The following is a 20916-nucleotide window of genomic DNA, read 5'->3' as shown; positions in this document are numbered from 1 at the left end:
GTGCGCTCATTGGGGTACGCGGCGGGTAACCGCTAGCCAACACACCATCGCCACCGTGTGCGCCGCTACCTGCGGATTCCGAACTCGTTACGGGAGTTCGATTCTCGTCGCAATCTCAACCGTTGCGCACATTCGCACAGAAACACACATCAATTGATACACCGAAAGGGAAAACCCGATGCCGCAAGTACCTGCACGATCGTACCAGAAGTTGGTCGGCCTCCTGAAGAGTGATCACGGCCGACCATGCCGGCTGCGCCGTCAGCGGTTCACAACCTTCGGCAATCGCACTCCCCCAAGGGCTTTAACGATCTTGACCACACTCGTCCTGGGCGCCGCCTCGTTCAGTTTGGGCCTCATACCTGCGTTCTCGACGATCTCGATGGCCTACGCCGACGATACCCACTATTGGGAGTTCTACACGCCGCCAGATCCCTTGCCCGCTGGACATCCCGGCGACCTCATCCGTACGGAGCCGTCGCGCCTGGTCCTCGAGCCCTCAGGTCAGCTCGGCTCTTTTGTCGGAACCGGGACGCGGATCATGTACCGCAGCAGCGACGCAAACGGGATACCGGTTGCGGTAACCGGCACGTACATCGAGCCGGACGTCCCTTGGCCCGGCAATGGGCCACGCCCGCTGCTCGCGTACGCCGCGTCCGCCTACGGCATGGGTGAGCAGTGTGCGCCGTCGAAACTCTTCAATCAGGGCATCCATGCTTCACTCGACACCGGGTTCGACCTGATGTTCAACCTCGAGGAAGGCTTCGTCGCAACACTTTTGGCCCGCGGCTTCGCGATCGTCCTCACGGATGGAGTCGGCATGGGCGTGCACGGCCTGATGGCTCCGCAGTTCATGAACCGAGTCGCAGCCGGAACCGCGCTGCTAGACGCAGCACGCGCGGCAATGAAACTTCCTGACACTTCCCTTGATCCGCAGGGTCCGGTCGCGTTCTGGGGCTGGCTTTCGGGAGGGCACGCCGCATTGTCTGCCGCTGAGCTCGCCGGAGCATACGCACCCGAACTGCACGTCGTCGGCACCTACGCCAACGCCACGCCGACCGATCTGGCGGCAACCATGCCCAGTATCGACGGCAACTACCTGGCGGGCGCCATCGGATGGATGCTCAGGGGTATCCAGGAGGCATATCCGGCCACCCGTGAAGCAATTTGGGACTCGATGACCCCTCGCGGTCAGGAGATGCTGGCCAACACAAGTCGCCAATGCATGCTGCAAACCGGCATAAACTATATGTTTCGCCATCTTCAGCCGTGGTTCAAAGACGACCTGCAGACGATGTCACAGAACGAGCCATTCAAGAGCATCCTCGCGTCCCAACGCATCGGTAACGTCAAACCTACTGGGCCGGTGTATCTTTCACACAATCGCTGGGACTCCTTCGGACCCTATGCGGCCGTAGTCGCCACCGCAAAAGACTGGTGCTCGATGGGGGCTGACGTAACGTTATGGACCAACGAACAGCCGCCGCTGTTCAACAAGCTCAATACGAATGCGCTCCTCACACCATTCGTTGACGGCGAACGCAGCATGGCTTGGGTAGCCGATCGGTTCAACGGTGTCCCAACGGCGTCCAACTGTGATGAGATCGTTAGTTCATCCTAGGAAGGTGGCCGCGGCGGCATCACGCGCCACTACCACGTTCGTCCTTACCGACGAACGTGGTAGTGGCACCCTCAGCCGTTGTACTAGCCGCGATCCGACGTTCGCGCACATCCCAGGTTCATCGGCGGAGCCCCAACCGCTCGTCGGCAATCTCCTTCGCGGCGCGGGCCGGTGTGCCGCGCTGATGCTCGGCGCGCCGCAGGATGTCGAGGACGACGTTCTCCAGTTGCCTGATCTGGTCGCGGGCCTCGACCAGAGTCCGGCCGTCACGCTCGGCCGCGGCCTGGATGAGCCCGCCCGCGTTCGCCACGTAGTCGGGCACCCAGACGATCTGCCTGGCGAACAGCTGTCCTTCCACGTCATCGTTGGAAAGCTGGTTGTTTGCCGCCCCGCAGACGATCGAGGCTCGCAGAACGGCAACCGATTCCTGAGTCAGGGTGGCTCCGAGCGCACACGGTGCGTACACGTCAATGGGCGCATCGAAGAGGTCTTCTACGACCGACAGCTCCGGGTGCGTCTGTTGAAGTTTTGCCCGGGCGGGGGCGTAGCGCTCGCTGACCACCACACCGGCGCCGGCATCCAGCAGAAGGTCGACGAGGCAGGACCCGACCTTCCCGACGCCTTCGACACCCACCCGGATCCCGGCAAGGGTGCGGTTGAGGGTCGACAAGGCGGCCGCCCGGATTGCGGCGAGCACCCCGAGCGCGGTCGACATGCTGCTGTCGCCAAAACCGCCGGCCGCCTCGGTCAGACCTGCCACGTGCCGGGTGGTCTCACCGACGATATCGAGGTCGGCCGAGGTGGTACCGACGTCGGCGGCGGTCACGTACCGGCCGTCGAAGGAATCGACAAATGTTCCATAGGATCGAAGGAGCGCAGGTGTTTTGATCGCCGTCGGATCACCAATGATCACGGCCTTGCCGCCGCCGAGTGGAAGGTCGGCCGCGGCTGCCTTGTAGGTCATACCCGCGCTCAAGCGACGCACATCGGTCAGCGCGGCGGCATCGTCGGGATATGGGTAGAAACGGGTACCCCCGAGTGCCGGACCCAACCGCGTGTCATGGACGGCGATGATCGCGCGAAGACCGGTGGCCGCGTCCTCACAGGTTCTGACGTCCTCGTACCCGGGTACGTCGAGCCGCTCGATCCGAAGTGTGCCGGATTGCGCACCACTGGTAGCCATAGATCTCCTTCGGTCAGATGTTGTTTGCGTGCCCTGGGAGGCGTGAACGGTGATGAACGAGAGCCTGCTGCGCCAACGACGGCAACGGCAACGGCAACGCAAATACCCAGACAGAGTGGCGCGGAACGCTCGCCGGCCGGAGCCAGATTGCGCAACGATCACTCATTCAGAGCATCGATTGGAACCGGAACCATCATGTCGCTCGACCCCGTCGACCGGGAGATCATCGAAATTCTCCGGCAGAATGCCCGCACCCCGGTCAGCCAAATCGCCCACCGGGTCGGACTTTCCACCGGTCCGGTGTCGCGGCGGATCGCCCGGTTGGAACGCACGGGAGTGATCAAGGGATACGTGGCCGTCGTCGACGAACCGGCCGTCGGCGCGATCGACGCGTTCAGCGAGGTGCGGATGATCGGCAGTATCGACACCAGCGAGATCGAGGCCATTGCTCGGACCATGCCGGAAATCAAAGAGGTTTATACGATCTCGGGTGATCCGGACGCTCTGATCCGGTTCCGCGTCGACAGCGTCGACCACCTGCAGCGGGTGGTCAACGCCATCCGGACTTCCGGAAAGGTCTTGGGCACCAAGACTTTCATCGTGCTCCGGTCCTCGGACCCGCACGCCGGGCGCACGGACTGACGCCTCTCTCAGGCGTCGTCGGCGAACGGGTCGCCGGCCGCCGCGATGCGGGCGGCCGCATCGGTGAGAATCGCCTCACCATGGCCGAATCCGGCGCGCTGAGCACCCGTCGCCGCGAGTTTCGACACCGAGTCGGCGAGCTCGGACCGGTCGGTGTTGAACACCCCGAGGATCACCTGACCGTTGAACTCGGCGACCACGTCACCGGTGAGCAGCGCATCCGCCGCCGGCAGATACAACGCGATGCTGCCGGGCGTGTGGCCGGGCACGCCGATCACCCGCGCCCCGCCCGCGAAGTCCAGCACGTCACCGTCCCCCACGCTCCGGTCCACCCGGCATGCCGGCCCGTGCGGTGCGGCGTCGAAGTCGGAGTGCAGCGTCCGCTCCGCGTCGGTCAACACGGGCAGCGGTCCCGATTCGTCACCGCGGACGAAATCGGCGTCACCCTTTCCCGCGATGACCTCGACGTCGGACCAATCGGCGATCTCGGCGGCCGCACCACTGTGGTCCTCGTGGAAGTGGGTGAGCACGATGCGCTTGACGTGAATGCGCCGCAGACCCAGATCGGTGAGCGCGTCGGCGATCAGCTCGGCGCTGTCCGGCCAGCCGGTGTCGATCAAGGTCACACCGTCGGGCTCGATCCACAGATAGCTGTTGAGCAGATGAGCCTGGCCGCCGGGAATCCGCAGCCGGTACAGCGAATCCGTCATCTCGAGTAGGTCGGGCATGCTTCGACGCTACCGACGGCCCAGCCGGTTCAGGTCTTGACTTCGCTCACAGCGCATTTTTGCGAACGTGCGGTTGATCAGGCCATGGCCCGGCGCCCGGCCAGTGCCCGGCCGAGAGTGAGCTCGTCGGCGAACTCGAGGTCACCGCCCATCGGCAGGCCCGAGGCGATGCGCGTGACGGTCAGGCCGGGGATGTCGCGCAGCATGCGGACCAGATAGGTGGCCGTGGCCTCGCCTTCGGTGTTGGGATCGGTGGCGATGATCACCTCGGCGACATCGACGCCGTCGACCCGCTCACCGATGCGGTTGAGCAGTTCGCGGATGCGCAACTGATCGGGCCCGACGCCCGACAGCGGGTCCAGTGCACCGCCCAGCACGTGATAGCGGCCACGGAATTCGCGGGTGCGCTCGACGGCCTGCACATCCTTGGGCTCCTCCACCACGCACACCAGTGAGGCGTCGCGGCGCGGGTCACTGCAGATGCGGCAGCGCTCCGCGTCGGAGACATTGCCGCAGACCGCGCAGAACGTGACGCCGTCCCGGATCCGGCCGAGCACCGCGGTCAACCGGTCGATGTCCGGCGGCTCGACACTCAGCAGGTGAAAGGCGATGCGCTGGGCACTCTTGGGCCCGATACCGGGCAGCTTGCCCAGCTCGTCGATCAGATCCTGGACCGGACCCTCAAACATTGCGGTTCAACTCAGAGCCCCGGGATACCGAAGCCACCCATGCCGCTGGCCAGCGGGCCGAGGCGGCTCTGCGCCAGGCTGGTCACCTGGTTGGACGCATCGGCCAGGGCGCCGACGATCAGATCCTGCAGGGTTTCGGGGTCGGCCGGATCGATCACCTTGGGATCGATGGCGACCGCGACCACCTCGCCGCTGCCCTTGACCGTGACCTGCACCAGCCCGCCGCCGGCCTGGCCGTGCACCTCGGCGTTGGCCAGGGCCTCCTGCGCCTCCATGAGCTGCTGCTGCACCTGCTGCGCCTGCGCCAGCAGGGCCGACATATCGGGCGTGCCTCCGGGTTGCATGACTGGGTCCCCTTGCCGTGTTGGTTGCGTCTTGGTCTCGACTTGGTTGCTCTCGCCTGTCGGCGGCGATTCGGACTTCCAGCCTAGTCGGCGTGCGGGCTAGCGTGGCGCCCGTGCGAGTCCCAGCCTGCGTGCGTGTCGGCACCGCGATAGTCAGCAGCGTCGTCGTCGCTGCGGCTGCCCCGGCGATCGTCGACGCGCCCCCCGCCAGCGCCGCTCCCTCCAACATCGCCGGGATGATCGTGTTCCTCGATCCCGGCCACAACGGCGCCAACGACGCCTCGATCAGTCGGCAGGTGCCCACCGGCCGCGGCGGCACCAAGGACTGCCAGGCCAGCGGCACCTCCACCGACGACGGCTTCCCCGAGCACACCTTCGCCTGGGACACCACGCTGCGGGTGCGCGCCGCGCTCAACCAGATGGGCGTGCGCACCGCAATGTCACGGGGCAACGACAATGCGCTGGGGCCGTGCGTCGACGAACGCGCCGCGATGGCCAATGCGTTGCGGCCCAACGCGATCGTGTCCATCCACGCCGACGGCGGGCCGCCCAACGGCCGCGGATTCCACGTGCTGTACTCGTCGCCGCCGCTGAACAACGCGCAGGCCGGCCCGTCGGTGCAGTTCGCCCAGACCATGCGCGATCAGCTGTCGGCGTCCGGGATCCCGCCGGCCACCTACATCGGGTCCGGTGGCCTGAACCCGCGCTCGGACATCGCCGGGCTCAACCTGGCGCAGTTCCCGTCGATCCTCGTCGAATGCGGCAACATGAAGAACCCGGTCGACTCGGCACTGATGAAATCCCCGGACGGCCGGCAGAAGTACGCCGAGGCGATCGTCCGGGGTATCGCGGCCTACCTCGGTACGCAGGCGCGCTAGCTGCCTTCGACTTCCTTCTTCAGGTTCGCCAGCACCTCGTCCTGGATCTTGCGCAGGCCCAGCGGAGCGAAGGTCTTCTCGAAGAAGCCCTTGACGCCGCCGGCGCCGGTCCAGGTGGTCTTGAGGTTCACCGACGAACCGGTCCCCGCCGGGGCGACGGTCCAGTTGATCACCAGGCTGGAGTTCGCGTCCTTCTCGATCACGGTGTGCCCGGCCACATCCACCGACGCCTTGACGTCGCGGACGCGGGACTCGGTGGCCTGCAGCTTCCAGGTCGCCACGGTTCCGGCGCCCTGACCGCCCTCGAGCACCTGGTAATCGCGGTAATGCGAGGAAAGGATCTTCGGGCGCACGGTCTGGTAATCGGCGATCGCGGCGAACACAGCGGCCGGTTCTGCGTTGATCAGAACCGTGCTGACCGCGCTGACCTGTCCCATCAGTCAAACTCCTTAACTCGTGTCTGCGGTCGCATCGATGGCAACCTCCGACTAGCGTATATGTGTGTCTGTTGTTTCGACTGACGCACAAGCTGTCCATGCCCAGGGCGTGCAGCGCCTCCTGGACAGTTACCGCGCCATACCTCCCAACGCGACGGTGCGGCTTGCCAAGCCCACGTCGAACCTCTTCCGTGCGCGAGATCGCAACAAAGTCAAGGGCCTCGACGTCTCGGGCCTGACCAACGTGATCGGCGTCGACGCCGACGCCCGCACCGCCGACGTGGCCGGCATGTGCACCTACGAGGATCTGGTGGCCGCGACGCTGCCGCACGGCCTCGCACCGCTGGTGGTGCCACAACTCAAGACCATCACGCTGGGCGGCGCGGTCACCGGGCTGGGTATCGAGTCGACCTCGTTCCGCAACGGCCTGCCGCACGAATCGGTACTGGAGATGGACATCCTCACCGGCACAGGCGAGATCGTCACGGCGAGCCGCGAGCAGTGCTCGGACCTCTTCCATGCCTTCCCCAATTCCTATGGGACGCTCGGATATTCGACCCGGCTGCGGATCGAGCTGGAACCCGTCACACCCTTTGTCGAGTTGCGCCACCTGCGGTTTCACTCACTGGCCGAGCTGATCGCCGCCATGGACCGGATCATCGAGACCGGCGGGCTGGACGGCACACCGGTCGATTACCTCGACGGAGTGGTGTTCAGCGCCGACGAGAGCTACCTGTGCGTCGGGTTCAAGACGACGACGCCGGGCCCGGTCAGCGACTACACCGGTCAGGACATCTACTACCGCTCGATCCAGCACGCGCACGGCGAAAAGCACGACCGGCTGACCGTGCATGACTACCTGTGGCGGTGGGACACCGACTGGTTCTGGTGCTCACGGGCATTCGGCGCCCAGAACCCGACGATCCGGCGCTTCTGGCCACGCCGACTGCGCCGCAGCAGCTTCTACTGGAAACTGGTCGGCTACGACCAGCGGTTCAACATCGCCGACCGGATCGAGAAGCGCCACGGACGCCCACCTCGCGAGCGGGTGGTACAGGACATCGAGGTGCCGATCGAACGGTGCGAACAGTTCCTGCAGTGGTTCCTGGAGAACATTCCGATCGAACCGGTCTGGCTCTGCCCCTTACGGTTACGTGAAGACCACCGCGACGGTGCGGGCTGGCCCCTCTATCCACTGCGTACCCAACACACCTACGTCAACGTCGGGTTCTGGTCCTCGGTACCCGTCGGCCCCGAGGAGGGCCACACCAACAAACTGATCGAAACCAAGGTCAGCGAGCTCGACGGGCACAAGTCCCTGTATTCCGATTCCTACTACTCGCGTGAGGATTTCGACGAGCTCTACGGCGGCGAGGCCTACAAGACCGTCAAGAAGTCGTACGACCCCGATTCACGTCTGTTTGACCTGTATTCGAAAGCCGTCTTGCGCCGATGAATGGAGAACAGCGATGACCACCTTCAAAGAACACTCGACGCACGCAGGAGACCGCAAGCTCACCCTCGCCGAGATCCTGGAGATCTTCGCCTCCGGCTCCTTGCCGCTGAAATTCACTGCCTACGACGGCAGTTCAGCAGGCCCCGAGGGAGCCACGCTCGGCCTGGACCTCAAGACCCCACGCGGCACCACGTACCTGGCCACCGCCCCTGGCGATCTCGGACTGGCCCGCGCCTACGTGTCCGGGGACCTGGAACCGCACGGGGTGCATCCCGGCGACCCTTACCCGCTGCTGTGCGCGCTGGCCGAGAAGATGGCGTTCAAGCGCCCACCGGCACGGGTGCTGGCCAACATCGTGCGCTCGATCGGCATCGAACATCTCAAGCCCATCGCTCCGCCTCCCCAGGAGGCACTGCCGCGGTGGCGCCGGATGATGGAGGGCCTACGGCACAGCCGGTCCCGTGACGCCGACGCGATCCACCACCACTACGACGTCTCGAACACCTTCTACGAGTGGGTGCTCGGGCCGTCGATGACCTACACCTGCGCGTGCTACCCGGACGCCGATGCCAGCCTCGAAGAAGCGCAGGACAACAAGTACCGGCTGGTGTTCGAGAAGCTGCGGCTGCAGCCCGGCGACCGGCTGCTCGACGTCGGTTGCGGCTGGGGCGGCATGGTGCGCTACGCCGCGCGCCACGGCGTCAACGCACTCGGGGTGACGCTGTCGCGCGAGCAGGCCCGCTGGGCGCGGCAGGCCATCGCCGACGAGGGGCTCAGCGACCTGGCCGAGGTGCGCCACGGCGACTACCGCGACATCACCGAGACCGGCTTCGACGCGGTGTCCTCGATCGGGCTCACCGAGCACATCGGTGTGCACAACTACCCGGCCTACTTCGGATTCCTCAAGTCGAAGATGCGTCCCGGCGCACTGCTGCTCAACCACTGCATCACCCGCCACGACAACCGATCCGGCGCGGCCGCTGGCGGATTCATCGACCGCTATGTGTTCCCCGACGGGGAGCTGACCGGCTCCGGCCGGATCATCGCCGAGATACAGGACATCGGCCTTGAGGTCATGCACGAGGAGAACCTGCGCAACCACTACGCGATGACGCTGCGCGACTGGTGCGCCAACCTGGTCGAGCACTGGGACGAGGCGGTGGCCGAGGTCGGGCTGCCCACCGCCAAGGTGTGGGGCCTGTACATGGCCGGGTCGCGGCTGGGATTCGAGACGAATGTGATTCAGCTGCACCAGGTTCTGGCCGTCAAGCTGGACGAGCACGGCCGCGACGGCGGACTGCCGCTGCGGCCGTGGTGGACGCCCTAGACGAGAGCTGACCCGGCGTCAGCTCTCGATCTTGCGCGCGCCCAGTTCGTTCTGGAGCAGCTCGAGCGCAACCTCTTCCGGGTCGCGACGCGGTCCGGCCTCGCTCTGCCCGGCTTCGGCGAGCATCTGCTCTTCCTCGTCCTCTGGGGACATCGGCTCGGGTTCCGGCTCCGGTTCCGGCTCGGGAATGACCCGGCCCGGACGGGCGGGCACCCGTGGCGGAGGCTTCGCAGCCTTCGGTGGGGGCGGCGGGGCCGCCTCGGCGGTGCCGACCTCACAGCGGATCTGCCAATCGACCCCGAGCGCATCCTTCAGCGCGTCCCGGATCACGTCGGCATTGCGCGACTCGGTCAGCCGCTTGGCCAGTGGCGGTGAGTCATGCGACAGCACAAGGGTTTTGTTCTCGACCGCCCGCACGATCGCCCCGGACAGCATGACCTCGGTGGTGCGGCTGCGTTCGCNGCCGCGGATCGTGGCCGGCGTCGATCACGGCCTCGACGGCACCGAACAGCGCGGCCGCATCGCCCGCCGCCAGGGCTTCGACGGCGTCGTCGATCAGCGCCATGTCGGTGGCGCCCAGCAGGGCCAGCGCCCGCTGATAGGTGATGTGGTTGCCGCCGGCCCCCTGCTCGGAGCCGGCCAGCAGCTGATCGAGGACCGAGAGCGTGTCGCGGGGCGAACCGCCGCCGGCCCGGATGACCAGCGGATACACCGCGTCATCGACGTTGACGTTCTCCTCGGCGCAGATGCGCTCGAGCAGCGGGCGCATGGTGCGCGGGGCCAGCAGCCGGAACGGGTAGTGGTGCGTGCGCGACCGGATGGTCGGCAGCACCTTCTCCGGTTCGGTGGTGGCGAAGACGAAGATCAGATGCTCGGGCGGCTCCTCGACGATCTTGAGCAGCGCGTTGAAGCCGGCCGTGGTGACCATGTGCGCCTCGTCGATGATGAAGATCCGGTACCGCGACTGCGCTGGCGTGAAGAACGCACGATCGCGCAGTTCACGCGTGTCGTCCACCCCGCCGTGGCTGGCCGCGTCCAGTTCGGTGACGTCCAGGTTGCCCGGGCCGTTGGGGGCCAGCGCGACGCACGAAGCGCACTCCCCGCACGGTGTGGGCGTGGGCCCCTGCTCGCAGTTGAGCGAGCGGGCCAGGATGCGCGCCGAGGACGTCTTACCGCAGCCGCGCGGCCCGGAGAACAGGTACGCGTGGTTGATCCGGCCCGCGGTCAGCGCAGTCGATAGCGGCTCGGTGACATGTTCCTGGCCAACGACTTCCGCGAAGCTTGCCGGCCGGTATTTGCGGTAGAGAGCCACGGAAGAAGGCTACCGACTGTGGCTGACGCCCCGCCCATGCCCGTTGACTTTGAACGCACGCACACCGCTACCCGCACAAATACGGCGTCAGTTCCAAGTCAACAGGGGGTTCTGCACAGGGCGCGATTCATCCACAGGTGGCGATGCCGAAGCCGGCGCACCACCAGCTGTGTCCCCGCCACCGGCGAATCGCCCAATGAGTGAGCCCTTCATCGGCACCGAAGCCGTGGCGGCAGGCGTCGTCAACCGCTACCAGCTCAGCCGCTACCACCGCGCGATCCTGCCGAACATCTACGTGGACAAGCGAACTGCGGTCTCGCTGCGGCAACGCAGCACGGCGGCATGGTTGTGGTCGGGCCGTAACGCGGTGATCGCAGGAGCGGCCGCATCGGCACTTCACGGCGCGAAATGGGTGGCCGACGACGTTCCGATCGAGTTGATCAGCACCAAGACCAAGCCACCCGAGAAGGTGATCACGCGACAGGACCTGATCCTCGACGGGGAGGTCACGCGCATCGACGGCCTGTCGGTGACGAGCGTCGAGCGCACTGCTTTTGACCTTGGGCGCCGCGGGTCGATCGGCGCGGCCGTCGCACGGCTCGACGCACTTGCTCGCGCCACCGGAGTGAAGGCGGACGACGTGCTGGCACTCGCCGCACACCACCGCCACGCCCGTGGCCTGCGGCAACTCGAACGGGCGCTGGATCTATACGACCCCGGCGGCCAGTCCCCGAAAGAAACCTGGCTGCGGCTGATGCTCGTCGACGCAGGTTTTCCACGGCCGCAGACACAGATACCCGTGCTCGGGCCCGACGGCTACCCGATGTATTTCCTCGACATGGGCTGGGAGGAACTGACGCTGGCGGTCGAATACGAGGGGGCGCAGCACGCCGATCAGCTCGGCTATGACATCACCCGTGCCGACTACATCGCACGAGTCGGCTGGACCCACGTGAGAGTGGCCGCGGGACACCGACGGCCCGCCATCATCGCCCGGGTGCAGCGCGAGTGGGACCGACTTTGGCGGCCACAGCTCGGGATCACGCCGCGCCGGCCGCCGCTGGCCGGTCCGCCACTGGAACTCGGCTGTTGACTTTGAACCCACGCACACCGCTACTCGCACAAATGCGGCGTCAGTTCAAAGTCAACGCAAAAGAAACTCGGTCGCAGCCAGGAGCGCGCAGGTGGCCAGGCCGTCGATCGCCTCACGGACGTCGGCCAGCGAGGGGAACGTCGGCGCGATGCGGATGTTCTTGTCCTCGGGGTCCTTGCGGTACGGGAACGCCGAGCCCGCCTCGGTCACCGCGATACCGGCGTCCTTGGCCAGGGCGACGGTGCGCTTGGCGGTGCCGGGCCACACGTCGAGGCTGACGAAGTACCCGCCCTTGGGGTCGGTCCACGACGCGATCTTCGACTCGCCCAGCCGGTCCTCGAGGATCTCGGCGACCAACGCGAACTTGGGGGCGATCAGCTCACGGTGGCGCTGCATCTGCAGCCGGACGCCGTCGGCGTCGCCGAAGAAACGGCTGTGGCGCAACTGGTTGACCTTGTCCGGCCCGATCGACTTCTTGCCCGCGTGCTGCAGATACCAGGCGATGTTGCCCAGCGAGCCGCCCAGGAAGCTCACGCCGGCGCCGGCGAAGGTGATCTTGGAGGTGGAGGCGAACACCAGCGGCCGGTTCGGGTTGCCGGCCGCCTCGGCCAGGCCCAGCACGTCGACCTGGCGGACGAACTCGTCGGTGAGCGTGTGGACGGCGTAGGCGTTGTCCCACATCAACCGGAAATCATTTGCCGCCGTGCGCATCTGGACCAAGCGACGGACGGACTCCCACGAGTAGGTGACCCCGGTCGGGTTGCCGTACACCGGGACGCACCACATGCCCTTGATCGCCGGATCTGCGGCGACGAGTTCCTCGATGAGATCGACGTCCGGCCCGTCCTCGCGCATCGGCACCGGGATCATCTCGATGCCGAAGGACTCGGTGATCGCGAAGTGACGGTCATATCCGGGCGAGGGACAGAGGAACTTCACGACCGGTTCCTGCACCCAGGGACGCACCGAATCCACCCCGCCGTACAGCAGCGAGTACACGATGACGTCGTGCATCATCTCCAGGCTGGCGTTGTTGCCCGCGATCAGGTTCTGCACCGGGATGCCCAGCAGCTCACCGAAGATCTCCCGCAGCTCGGGCAGGCCGTGCAGACCGCCGTAGTTGCGGGTGTCGGTGCCCTCCCGGTCCCGATAATCCTCGCCGGGCAGGGAGAGCAGCGCGTTGGACAGATTCAGCTGCTCGGGAGCCGGCTTGCCGCGGGTCAGATCGAGATTCAGCTTCTTGGCCTGCAGCTCGGCATAGTTGCGCTGCTGGATTTCGTGCTGCGCGAGCAGATCGTCGCGGCCGAGGGACTGGAACGACACCGCGCGCCTTTCACAGATGCTGAACATAAGGGGACCCCGCGCACCCGCCAGAGCCCGTTGACCCTTGCTGCCTTCCGGCCCTGGGGGAGTTCACAGGATGGACGCCGCGCGGGGTCCACTGTGAGTGTAATACCCGGCCCTCCCCCCGGCGTTTACGGGAGCGGTTCACGCGTCAGTTAGGATTGCCGACGGAGGATTCGCCTAGTGGCCTATGGCGCTCGCCTGGAACGCGGGTTGGGTTAACAGCCCTCAGGGGTTCAAATCCCCTATCCTCCGCGCTCGGGTCCGGGGTGCGACCTGCTGATTCAACCCTGATCAGCGGCTCGCACCCCGGCCCATTACGTACCCGAGGAGGAGTATGGGCCGCACCGTCGCGGTGATCTGGCACGCATCGTTTTCGATCGTGGCCGCCGGCCTCTATTTCTTTTTCGTCCTCCCCCGCTGGCCCGAGCTCACGGGCCAGACCTCCCCGACACTCGGCCTGATCCTGCGCATCGTGACCGGCGTGCTGATCGGCCTGGCCGCCCTGCCGGTGGTGTTCACCTTGCAGCGGACCAAGCGCCCCGAGCTGTCGACGCCGCAGATGGCCCTGCAGCTGCGGACCGCCTCGATTGCCCTGCATGTGGTGGCGGCCGTGCTGATCGTCGGCACCGCGATCGCCGAGATCTGGATGTCGCTGGACAGCTTCGGCCCGTGGCTCTTCGGCATCTACGGCGCCGCCGCCGCCATCGCGCTGCTCGGAGTCTTCGGCTTCTACCTGGCGTTCGTCGCCGAACTGCCACCCCCGCCGCCCAAACCCGTCAAGACCCGCGAGAAGGCCGAGCGACGCGGCCGCAAGAAGGCCGACGCCGAGGCGGAAGAGACCGAAGCGGCTGACGAGGCAGAAAAGGCCGACGCGACCGACGAGACGCAAGCGGTCGACGAGACCGAAGAGGTCGACGAGTCCAAAGAGGTAGACGAGGCCGAGGAAACGGCCGAGGAAACCACCGACGAGGCTCCCTCCGACGACAGCAAGGCCCTGCGTAACCGGCGGCCTTCCAGCAAGAGCGGCACGTCGCGGCGCGGGTGGCGGAAGCGCGGCGAAGTCTCCGTCGAGGACTGACCCGCACCTATCGCGTCGACAGCCGACGCTCGCGCAGCCAAGATGGATATATGAGCAAACTGGGCTCACCTTCGTTCCGGACGATCCTCGCGGTGGCACTGACCGCCGCAGCAGCCATCGTCGCCCCACTAGCACCCGCCGGCGCCGCGCCCGGTGACCCCGAGGCGGTGGCGGCGCAGGTTGAACCGTCGGTGGCCCGCATCGACACCGTGGTCGACTATCAGCAGGCGTACGGCATCGGCACCGGCATCGTGCTGTCCCCGGGCGGGGAAGTCCTGACCAACTACCACGTCGTCCAGGGCGCCAACACGATCAACGCCACGGTCGGCGGCCAGAAGTTCCCGGCCGACCTGGTCGGCTACGACCGTCAACACGACATCGCGGTGCTGCAGCTGCACGGCGCGACCGGCCTGCTGCCGGCGCCGATCGGTGATTCGACCGCACTCGCGCCGGGCCATCTCGTCGTCGCGCTCGGCAATGCCGGGGGCACCGGCTCGCCGCTGACCCGCGAGGTCGGCACCGTCAGCGCATTCGGCCGCACCGTCAACGCCGAAGACGAACTGACCGGAGCCACCGACGAGATCAACGGCCTGTTCGAGTTCGCCGCGCCCGTCCGTGCGGGCGACTCCGGCGGTCCCGTGGTCAACTCGGCCGGCCAGGTCGTCGGCATGACCACCGCTGCGTCGGTGAACTTTCGGATGGGGCCCGGCGGCAAGGGGTTCGCGATCCCGATCAATGACGCGATGGGTATCGCCGGGCAGATCCGCTCGCGCACCCCGTCGCCTTCGGTCCATATCGGGCCGCCGACCATGCTCGGCGTCGGTGTACGTACCGCGCAGCAGCAGAACGGCGGTGTGATCGTGCAGGACGTGGTGCCCGGCGGCCCGGCCGAGGCGGCCGGCCTGATCCCGGGCGATCTGCTCACCTCCATCGACGGCACCTCGCTCGACTCGGCGCGCACCCTGACACTGGTTCTCGATCGGCACTACCCCGGCGACGTCGTCGGACTGACCTGGATCGACCGGGCCGGCCAGCAGCACAACGGCAAGGCCACGCTGGCCGCTGGGCCGTAGTCCGTGGTCACGCTCGACCGCCTGATCAACGTGCTGGGCGGCTACGGGGTGCGGCTGCGCCATTGCCCGGCCCCACGGTCGACCGAGCTGCGCAGCGTGGTCATGCACGAGCCCGGCCGGGTCATCGGAGACGTCCTGCTGGCGGTCGGCGCCGAATCCGTCGCCGAGGCGGTGCGGTGGGCGACGGCGGCGCGTGCCGTGGTGGTGCTGGTTCGCGGCGCCGAGGGGCCCGACGACGAGTCGATGGCCGGCGTCCGCATCGCGGTGATGGCGGTCGAGCCCGAGGTCTCCTGGAGCGAGCTCGCCGCCGTGGTCTACGGCGTGGTGCTGGAGGGCCGGGAGACCGAATCCGGCCGTGGCCCAACCGATTTGTTCGCGCTCGCCGACAGTCTTGCCGACACGGTCGGCGGCGCGGTCACCATCGAGGACCGGCGCAGTGCGGTGCTGGCCTACTCCCGGCTGCAACAGCACGCCGATCCGGCCCGGGCCGAGACGATCCTGAGCCGGCGAGCACCGCAGCGACTACGGGCCTTGTTCGAGGCCCGCNCCGTGCCGGTGCGACGCCCGCTCCTCGGCCCGATCTACCTGCCCGACGCGCGCGTCGCCTGCACGCCCTACCAAGGTCGGTTGCGGGTGGCCGGAACCATGGAGTTCCGCTCGCCCGACGATCCGCTGCAGCCGCCCCGGGTCGACGCGATCGTCGCCTCGGCCGCGCCGCTGCTCGACGGGGTGGACTGGGATGACCGCACCGACGTGTGGGTGGGTCCACGGCCGGTCACCCCGGACGGCCGGCCGCTGATCGGTGAAGTGGCCCAAGGCATCTACGTCGCGGGCGGTCACGGCATGTGGGGCCTGGCCCATGGTCCGGTCACCGGACGGCTGCTGACCGAATACATCACCACCGGAAAGCAACCCGAGGTGCTGCGGGAATTCAACCCGCTGCGCTGACGATTCATGACGTTGCCCTGACGGGCCGACAAAGCCGTCAGGGGCGGCGCGCAAGACCCGCCCCTGACGGCATTTCCGCATCATCGGAAGGACATCGAAATGACTGTAAGCCAACGTGTTTGGTTGTCCCCACAAGCCTACGAACGGCTCCAGACCGAGTTGTCGACGCTGCGCGAGCTGATCTCCACCGAAGCGGCCGAAGATTCCGACGAGAACCAGGTGGCCGTTCAGCGGGCCCGCCAGGCCCGCATCCAGCAGATCCACGATCTGCTACTCAACGCCGTGGTGGGCGAGGACCCGCCGGACGACGGAGTGGCCGAGCCCGGCATGGTGCTGACCGTGCGATTCGACGAGACCGGTGAGATCGAGACGTTCCTGCTCGGCATCCGCGGCGCCGAGTNATACGACGAGGCCTGGGACGACATCTTGTTGCAGCGGCTGCGGATCGCGGCCAGCTCCGGCCGCGCCCCACAGCGCGGACCGGTCGCCGAGCTGCGGGCCCACGATCAGGCACACGGGACCCAGTACGCGGCCACGCTGCGCGCCTGGCTGGAAGCGCAAGGAGATCTCACCGCCGCCGGACAGGAGCTGGGCGTGCACGAGAACACCGTGCGCTACCGGCTGCGCAAGATGTCCGAGCTGACGCAGCTCAGCCTGGACGATGCGCGTAAACGACTGGCGATGATGATCGAACTCGCCGCGACCGAAGAACTGTCGTAGAACGACAATCACCACCTGCTCGTTTGTCGGTGCGCTACAAACCTCGCCGATCGAATCGCGCTCACCATGGACCCATGGGTGTCGAACGCATTGATGGCGGACCGCGGTCAGCGGTCGTCGTGGGTGCAGGCATCGTCGGCCTGTCCACCGCATGGTTTCTGCAGGAACGCGGGGTCGAGGTCACCGTCGTAGACCGCACCGGCGTCGCCGCGGGTGCGACCTGGGGTAACGCCGGCTGGATCTCACCGACACTGACCATCCCGCTCAACGACCCCGGCGTGCTGCGCTACGGCCTGCGCTCACTCTTCGATCCGGCCGCGCCGCTGCACATCCCGTTCTCCTCGGACCCCGGGCTGTGGGCGTTCCTGGCCCGCTTCGCCATGAACTGCCGGCTCTCGTCGTGGACCCGGGTCGCCAAGGCCAACGTGCCGCTCAACGAGGAGTGCCTCGAGGCCTACGACGTGCTGACCTCGAACGGGGTCGCGGTGCCGACCACTGACGGACCGATCACAGCGCTGTTCGAGACCGAACGCCAGGCCGAACATCTGATGACCGAGCTGCGCCGGATGGCCGCGGCCGGCCAGACCGTGACGGTGACCGGCCTGTCCGGCGCGATGCTGCGCGAGCACGTCCCGCTGGCATCGCCGGCGATCACCGCGGGCATCAGCGTCGAGGGCCAGCGCTTCGTCGACCCGGGCCGGTTCGTCCACGCACTCGGCGATGCCGTCGCCGCCAGGGGTGCGCAGCTGATCACCGGCGAGGTCACCGGAATCCGGCCCGCGGGCGCCGGCGTCGCCGTCGACCTGCCCGACCGTTCCCTCAACGCCGACGCCGCGGTGATCGCCACCGGCGCGTGGCTGTCCCGGCTGGCCAAGCCATGGGTCCGCACACCGGTGCGGGCCGGACGCGGGTACTCGTTCACCGTGCCGGTGCGACGCCCGCTCCTCGGCCCGATCTACCTGCCCGACGCGCGCGTCGCCTGCACGCCCTACCAAGGTCGGTTGCGGGTGGCCGGAACCATGGAGTTCCGCTCGCCCGACGATCCGCTGCAGCCGCCCCGGGTCGACGCGATCGTCGCCTCGGCCGCGCCGCTGCTCGACGGGGTGGACTGGGATGACCGCACCGACGTGTGGGTGGGTCCACGGCCGGTCACCCCGGACGGCCGGCCGCTGATCGGTGAAGTGGCCCAAGGCATCTACGTCGCGGGCGGTCACGGCATGTGGGGCCTGGCCCATGGTCCGGTCACCGGACGGCTGCTGACCGAATACATCACCACCGGAAAGCAACCCGAGGTGCTGCGGGAATTCAACCCGCTGCGCTGACGATTCATGACGTTGCCCTGACGGGCCGACAAAGCCGTCAGGGGCGGCGCGCAAGACCCGCCCCTGACGGCATTTCCGCATCATCGGAAGGACATCGAAATGACTGTAAGCCAACGTGTTTGGTTGTCCCCACAAGCCTACGAACGGCTCCAGACCGAGTTGTCGACGCTGCGCGAGCTGATCTCCACCGAAGCGGCCGAAGATTCCGACGAGAACCAGGTGGCCGTTCAGCGGGCCCGCCAGGCCCGCATCCAGCAGATCCACGATCTGCTACTCAACGCCGTGGTGGGCGAGGACCCGCCGGACGACGGAGTGGCCGAGCCCGGCATGGTGCTGACCGTGCGATTCGACGAGACCGGTGAGATCGAGACGTTCCTGCTCGGCATCCGCGGCGCCGAGTACGGCGACCTGGAGGTGTATTCCGTGCAGTCGCCGTTGGGCGAGGCCATCGTCGGCGCCCGCCCCGGCGAGCAGCGGCACTACCCGGTGCCCAGCGGGGCTGCCGTGCCGGTCACCCTGCTGAGCGCGGTGCCGTTCGGCATGCACCTGCCGGCCGCTGGATAAGGAGCGTCCGTCTTACCCTGTTCGGATGGCAGGCGAACGTAAGGGCACGCCCGGCAGCTTGACCGCCGACGACTGGATCCAGGCCGGCTACGCGCTGTTGGCCTCCGACGGGGTGCGGGCCCTCAAGATCGAGCGACTCTGCCAGCAGATCGGCGCGACCCGGGGCAGCTTCTACTGGCACTTCACCGATATGAAGGGCTACCGCGCCGCGCTGGTCGCATCGTGGAATGCGTTCCTGGAACAGGACCGCCGGTCATTGGCCGAGCTTGAGGGTCTGCCACCGCGCGAACGTCTCTCGGGCATGATGCAACAACTGCTCAGCCCCCGGCACTGGACGCTGGAACGGGCGATGCGCGAGTGGGCCAGATCCGACGACATCGCCGCGGCCAACGTGCGGGCGGCCGATCACCGCGTGCTGGTCGCCGTCACCAAGGCCTACCTCGATTACGGATTCAGCCCTGACGATGCCGCCCTGCGCGGTCAGGCCACCTTCGCGACCGGCATCGGAGCGCTGCACCTCATGGACTCGGCCGAGGCGCTCACCACCGCGGACCGCTACGAACGCTTCCTCGACCTGATGCTGGGCTCCTGAGCGGGCCGAGACTCAGCCGAGGTCGGCGTCGATGATCGCGGAGAACAGGCGCTCGAACAGGTCGGTCAACTGGCCGGTGTCGCAGTCGGTCAAACCCGGGCTCCGCATCACCCGGCGCATCAGCAGGACACCGCTCATCACGGACAACATGGCATCGGTGCGCAGCTGCCGTCCGGACTCGGGGAGCTGGCGGGCCAACCGCCGGCCGACGTGGCGGGCGATCGCGTCGCGCACGATGTCCACCGCGGCCGGGTTCGACACCGAGCGAAGCATGATCAGGAACGGCTCCAGCGGGTCGGCGTCCGGGTCGGAGCGTTCGACCAGTGCAGTCGCGGCATCGCGGGCGAGGGCGTCCGGTTTCTCGGCGACGATTGTCGGTGGCGCGAACGACGTCTCGACCGCCTCGACGAACAGCTGCTCCTTGGACCCGAAGTAGCGGTTCACCAACATCGCGGTGACCCCGGCGTCCTGTGCGATCTCCCGAACGCCTGCGCCGTCATATCCGGACAGCGCAAAGTGGCGGATCGCCGATCGCAGGATCGCCTCGCGGGTGGCGGCCGCGTTGCGTGGCCGTGAAGAACCCATGCCGCCCACGCTAGGGAATATCCCGCCGCAAGTCTACGTCTGTATACCTGTCGTAGGTATACAGACGTAGACAAAGGAGTGAGTGATGAGCACTGAGGTATCGGCACGGTCATCCGTCTATCTGGTCTCTGGCGCATCCCGCGGTCTGGGCCGCGCGATCGTCGAGGCCGCGCTGCACGCCGGACACCGCGTCGTCGCCGGCGTCCGCTCCCCCGACGCGTTGGCCGACCTCGCCGGCCGGGAGCCGGATCGCCTCGCCGTAGTCGAACTCGACGTGACCGACGACGACCAGGTGCGCGCAGCGGTGGCCACCGCGGTCCAACGATTCGGCCGACTCGACGTCTTGGTGAACAACGCCGGCTACGCGAACATGGCCGCCATCGAAGACTTCGACTTCGACGACTTCCGGACCCAGATCGACGCCAACTTCTTCGGCGTCGTCCGGCTCACCCAAGCCGCACTACCCGTGATGCGAGCCCAGCGGGCCGGCCACATCGTCCAGATCTCCTCGGTAGGCGGACGACTCGTACGGGCCGGACTGGGCGCCTACCAGTCCGCGAAGTGGGCGGTCACCGGATTTTCCGGCGTCCTCTCACAGGAAGTCGCTCCTCTCGGCATCAAGGTCACGGTCCTGGAACCCGGTGGGATGCGCACTGATTGGGCCGGATCGTCGATGCGCGTCGCCACAGTCCGCGAGGAATACGCCGACACCGTCGGCACATCGATCGCCCAGAGCACTCCGGAGAACCTCGGAGCCAGTGATCCCGCCAAGGTGGCCGGACTCGTCCTCACCATCGCCGAGATGTCCGATCCGCCACAGCGGTTGCTCGTCGGCCCCGATGCCTACCGCTACGCCACCGCTGCGGGACGCGATCTGCTCGCCGAGGACGAGAAATGGGAGGCCCTCAGCCTTTCCACCGCGGCCGATGACGCCACCGCAGAGCAGATCGACCCGTTGGGAGCCGCAGAATGACGAC

General features: G+C 67.2%; 20 protein-coding genes, 1 tRNA gene, 1 other RNA gene and 3 pseudogenes. 16 read left to right on the top strand and 9 right to left on the bottom strand.

Annotation, left to right across the window (positions count from 1 at the left end):
* Nucleotides 1-382 precede the first annotated feature (382 nt).
* Entirely contained in the window at nt 383-1621 is a 1239-nt protein-coding gene (locus BN4332_RS25455; RefSeq protein ID WP_096867139.1) for a lipase family protein, read from the top strand.
* A gap of 118 nt (nt 1622-1739) precedes the next feature.
* Here the strand turns inward: BN4332_RS25455 and BN4332_RS25450 are convergent, their stop codons facing one another.
* Nucleotides 1740-2804 (bottom strand): Glu/Leu/Phe/Val dehydrogenase dimerization domain-containing protein, encoded by a 1065-nt coding sequence (locus tag BN4332_RS25450; protein ID WP_066902233.1) that lies wholly within the window; start codon nt 2802-2804, stop codon nt 1740-1742.
* Nucleotides 2805-2999: 195 nt separating this feature from the next.
* On the opposite strand from BN4332_RS25450, the gene BN4332_RS25445 reads away from it, so the two are divergent.
* Nucleotides 3000-3446, top strand: coding sequence for an Lrp/AsnC family transcriptional regulator (locus BN4332_RS25445; RefSeq protein WP_066902232.1), 447 nt, complete (start codon nt 3000-3002; stop codon nt 3444-3446).
* Nucleotides 3447-3454: 8 nt separating this feature from the next.
* On the opposite strand, the gene BN4332_RS25440 is transcribed toward BN4332_RS25445, so the two are convergent.
* The 3 genes from BN4332_RS25440 to BN4332_RS25430 form a co-directional block, all read right to left on the bottom strand.
* A complete protein-coding gene (locus tag BN4332_RS25440; protein WP_066902231.1) occupies nt 3455-4174 on the bottom strand; it encodes an MBL fold metallo-hydrolase in 720 nt (239 codons plus the stop codon).
* Nucleotides 4175-4251: 77 nt separating this feature from the next.
* A complete protein-coding gene (recR, locus tag BN4332_RS25435; RefSeq protein ID WP_066902230.1) occupies nt 4252-4863 on the bottom strand; it encodes a recombination mediator RecR in 612 nt (203 codons plus the stop codon).
* An 11-nt stretch (nt 4864-4874) separates the two neighbouring features.
* Nucleotides 4875-5207 carry a YbaB/EbfC family nucleoid-associated protein gene (locus BN4332_RS25430; protein ID WP_066902229.1) on the bottom strand — a complete coding sequence of 111 codons (333 nt, stop codon included), beginning with the start codon at nt 5205-5207 and terminating at the stop codon, nt 4875-4877.
* A 104-nt stretch (nt 5208-5311) separates the two neighbouring features.
* On the opposite strand from BN4332_RS25430, the gene BN4332_RS25425 reads away from it, so the two are divergent.
* On the top strand, nt 5312-6085 hold the full coding sequence (locus tag BN4332_RS25425) for an Rv3717 family N-acetylmuramoyl-L-alanine amidase (protein ID WP_066902228.1): 774 nt from the start codon (nt 5312-5314) through the stop codon (nt 6083-6085).
* On the opposite strand, the gene BN4332_RS25420 is transcribed toward BN4332_RS25425, so the two are convergent.
* On the bottom strand, nt 6082-6522 hold the full coding sequence (locus tag BN4332_RS25420) for an SRPBCC family protein (protein WP_066902227.1): 441 nt from the start codon (nt 6520-6522) through the stop codon (nt 6082-6084). The two genes, BN4332_RS25425 and BN4332_RS25420, sit on opposite strands and share 4 nt — an antisense overlap.
* A 64-nt stretch (nt 6523-6586) precedes the next feature.
* Here BN4332_RS25420 and BN4332_RS25415 point away from each other — a divergent pair, with 64 nt between their 5' ends.
* Both BN4332_RS25415 and BN4332_RS25410 read left to right on the top strand, forming a co-directional pair.
* Nucleotides 6587-7978, top strand: coding sequence for an FAD-binding oxidoreductase (locus BN4332_RS25415; RefSeq protein WP_066902226.1), 1392 nt, complete (start codon nt 6587-6589; stop codon nt 7976-7978).
* A 13-nt stretch (nt 7979-7991) separates the two neighbouring features.
* Nucleotides 7992-9305, top strand: a complete 1314-nt coding sequence (locus tag BN4332_RS25410; RefSeq protein WP_066902225.1) for a class I SAM-dependent methyltransferase — start codon at nt 7992-7994, stop codon at nt 9303-9305.
* A gap of 18 nt (nt 9306-9323) precedes the next feature.
* On the opposite strand, the pseudogene dnaX reads toward BN4332_RS25410, so the two are convergent.
* Nucleotides 9324-10617 (bottom strand): annotated as a pseudogene (dnaX, locus tag BN4332_RS25405) (DNA polymerase III subunit gamma/tau).
* A 196-nt stretch (nt 10618-10813) separates the two neighbouring features.
* On the opposite strand from dnaX, the gene BN4332_RS25400 reads away from it, so the two are divergent.
* Complete coding sequence (locus BN4332_RS25400; protein WP_066902224.1) at nt 10814-11710, top strand: DUF559 domain-containing protein; 897 nt, start codon at nt 10814-10816, stop codon at nt 11708-11710.
* A 51-nt stretch (nt 11711-11761) separates the two neighbouring features.
* Here the strand turns inward: BN4332_RS25400 and BN4332_RS25395 are convergent, their stop codons facing one another.
* Nucleotides 11762-13033: an aspartate aminotransferase type Ic gene (locus BN4332_RS25395; protein ID WP_066902280.1), complete on the bottom strand. Its 1272-nt coding sequence runs from the start codon at nt 13031-13033 to the stop codon at nt 11762-11764.
* A gap of 25 nt (nt 13034-13058) precedes the next feature.
* An RNA gene (gene ffs / locus BN4332_RS25390) (signal recognition particle sRNA small type) lies at nt 13059-13153 on the bottom strand.
* Between the two features lie 70 nt (nt 13154-13223).
* Here ffs and BN4332_RS25385 point away from each other — a divergent pair.
* The 9 genes and pseudogenes from BN4332_RS25385 to BN4332_RS25340 all read left to right on the top strand — a co-directional run bounded on the left by BN4332_RS25385 (nt 13224) and on the right by BN4332_RS25340 (nt 19354).
* Nucleotides 13224-13309: transfer RNA gene (locus BN4332_RS25385), tRNA-Ser, on the top strand.
* Nucleotides 13310-13391: 82 nt separating this feature from the next.
* Nucleotides 13392-14135 (top strand): lipid uptake coordinator LucA, encoded by a 744-nt coding sequence (gene lucA, locus BN4332_RS25380; RefSeq protein ID WP_066902223.1) that lies wholly within the window; start codon nt 13392-13394, stop codon nt 14133-14135.
* Between the two features lie 50 nt (nt 14136-14185).
* On the top strand, nt 14186-15208 hold the full coding sequence (locus BN4332_RS25375) for a S1C family serine protease (RefSeq protein ID WP_066902222.1): 1023 nt from the start codon (nt 14186-14188) through the stop codon (nt 15206-15208).
* Nucleotides 15209-15211: 3 nt separating this feature from the next.
* On the top strand, nt 15212-16156 hold the full coding sequence (locus tag BN4332_RS34950) for an NAD(P)/FAD-dependent oxidoreductase (protein ID WP_066902221.1): 945 nt from the start codon (nt 15212-15214) through the stop codon (nt 16154-16156).
* Nucleotides 16157-16255: 99 nt separating this feature from the next.
* Nucleotides 16256-16564, top strand: a pseudogene (locus tag BN4332_RS25360) (GreA/GreB family elongation factor); the annotation flags it as partial.
* Nucleotides 16559-16876 (top strand): annotated as a pseudogene (locus BN4332_RS25355) (helix-turn-helix domain-containing protein); the annotation flags it as partial. The pseudogenes BN4332_RS25360 and BN4332_RS25355, both read left to right, overlap by 6 nt.
* A 74-nt stretch (nt 16877-16950) precedes the next feature.
* Nucleotides 16951-18198: an NAD(P)/FAD-dependent oxidoreductase gene (locus BN4332_RS25350; protein WP_066902220.1), complete on the top strand. Its 1248-nt coding sequence runs from the start codon at nt 16951-16953 to the stop codon at nt 18196-18198.
* Nucleotides 18199-18297: 99 nt separating this feature from the next.
* Nucleotides 18298-18762, top strand: a complete 465-nt coding sequence (locus BN4332_RS25345; protein ID WP_066902219.1) for a GreA/GreB family elongation factor — start codon at nt 18298-18300, stop codon at nt 18760-18762.
* Nucleotides 18763-18787: 25 nt separating this feature from the next.
* A complete protein-coding gene (locus tag BN4332_RS25340; RefSeq protein ID WP_066902218.1) occupies nt 18788-19354 on the top strand; it encodes a TetR/AcrR family transcriptional regulator in 567 nt (188 codons plus the stop codon).
* Between the two features lie 12 nt (nt 19355-19366).
* Here BN4332_RS25340 and BN4332_RS25335 read toward each other — a convergent pair whose 3' ends face one another.
* Entirely contained in the window at nt 19367-19939 is a 573-nt protein-coding gene (locus tag BN4332_RS25335) for a TetR/AcrR family transcriptional regulator (protein WP_066902217.1), read from the bottom strand.
* 85 nt (nt 19940-20024) lie between these two features.
* On the opposite strand from BN4332_RS25335, the gene BN4332_RS25330 reads away from it, so the two are divergent.
* Nucleotides 20025-20912 (top strand): SDR family NAD(P)-dependent oxidoreductase, encoded by an 888-nt coding sequence (locus BN4332_RS25330; RefSeq protein WP_066902216.1) that lies wholly within the window; start codon nt 20025-20027, stop codon nt 20910-20912.
* The last annotated feature ends 4 nt before the right edge of the window (nt 20913-20916 follow it).

It is taken from the genome of Mycolicibacterium houstonense (assembly GCF_900078665.2).
GTDB lineage: Bacteria > Actinomycetota > Actinomycetes > Mycobacteriales > Mycobacteriaceae > Mycobacterium > Mycobacterium houstonense.
The sequence above is the reverse complement of the archived record's forward strand: the minus strand, read 5'-3'. Positions and strand labels throughout refer to the sequence as shown.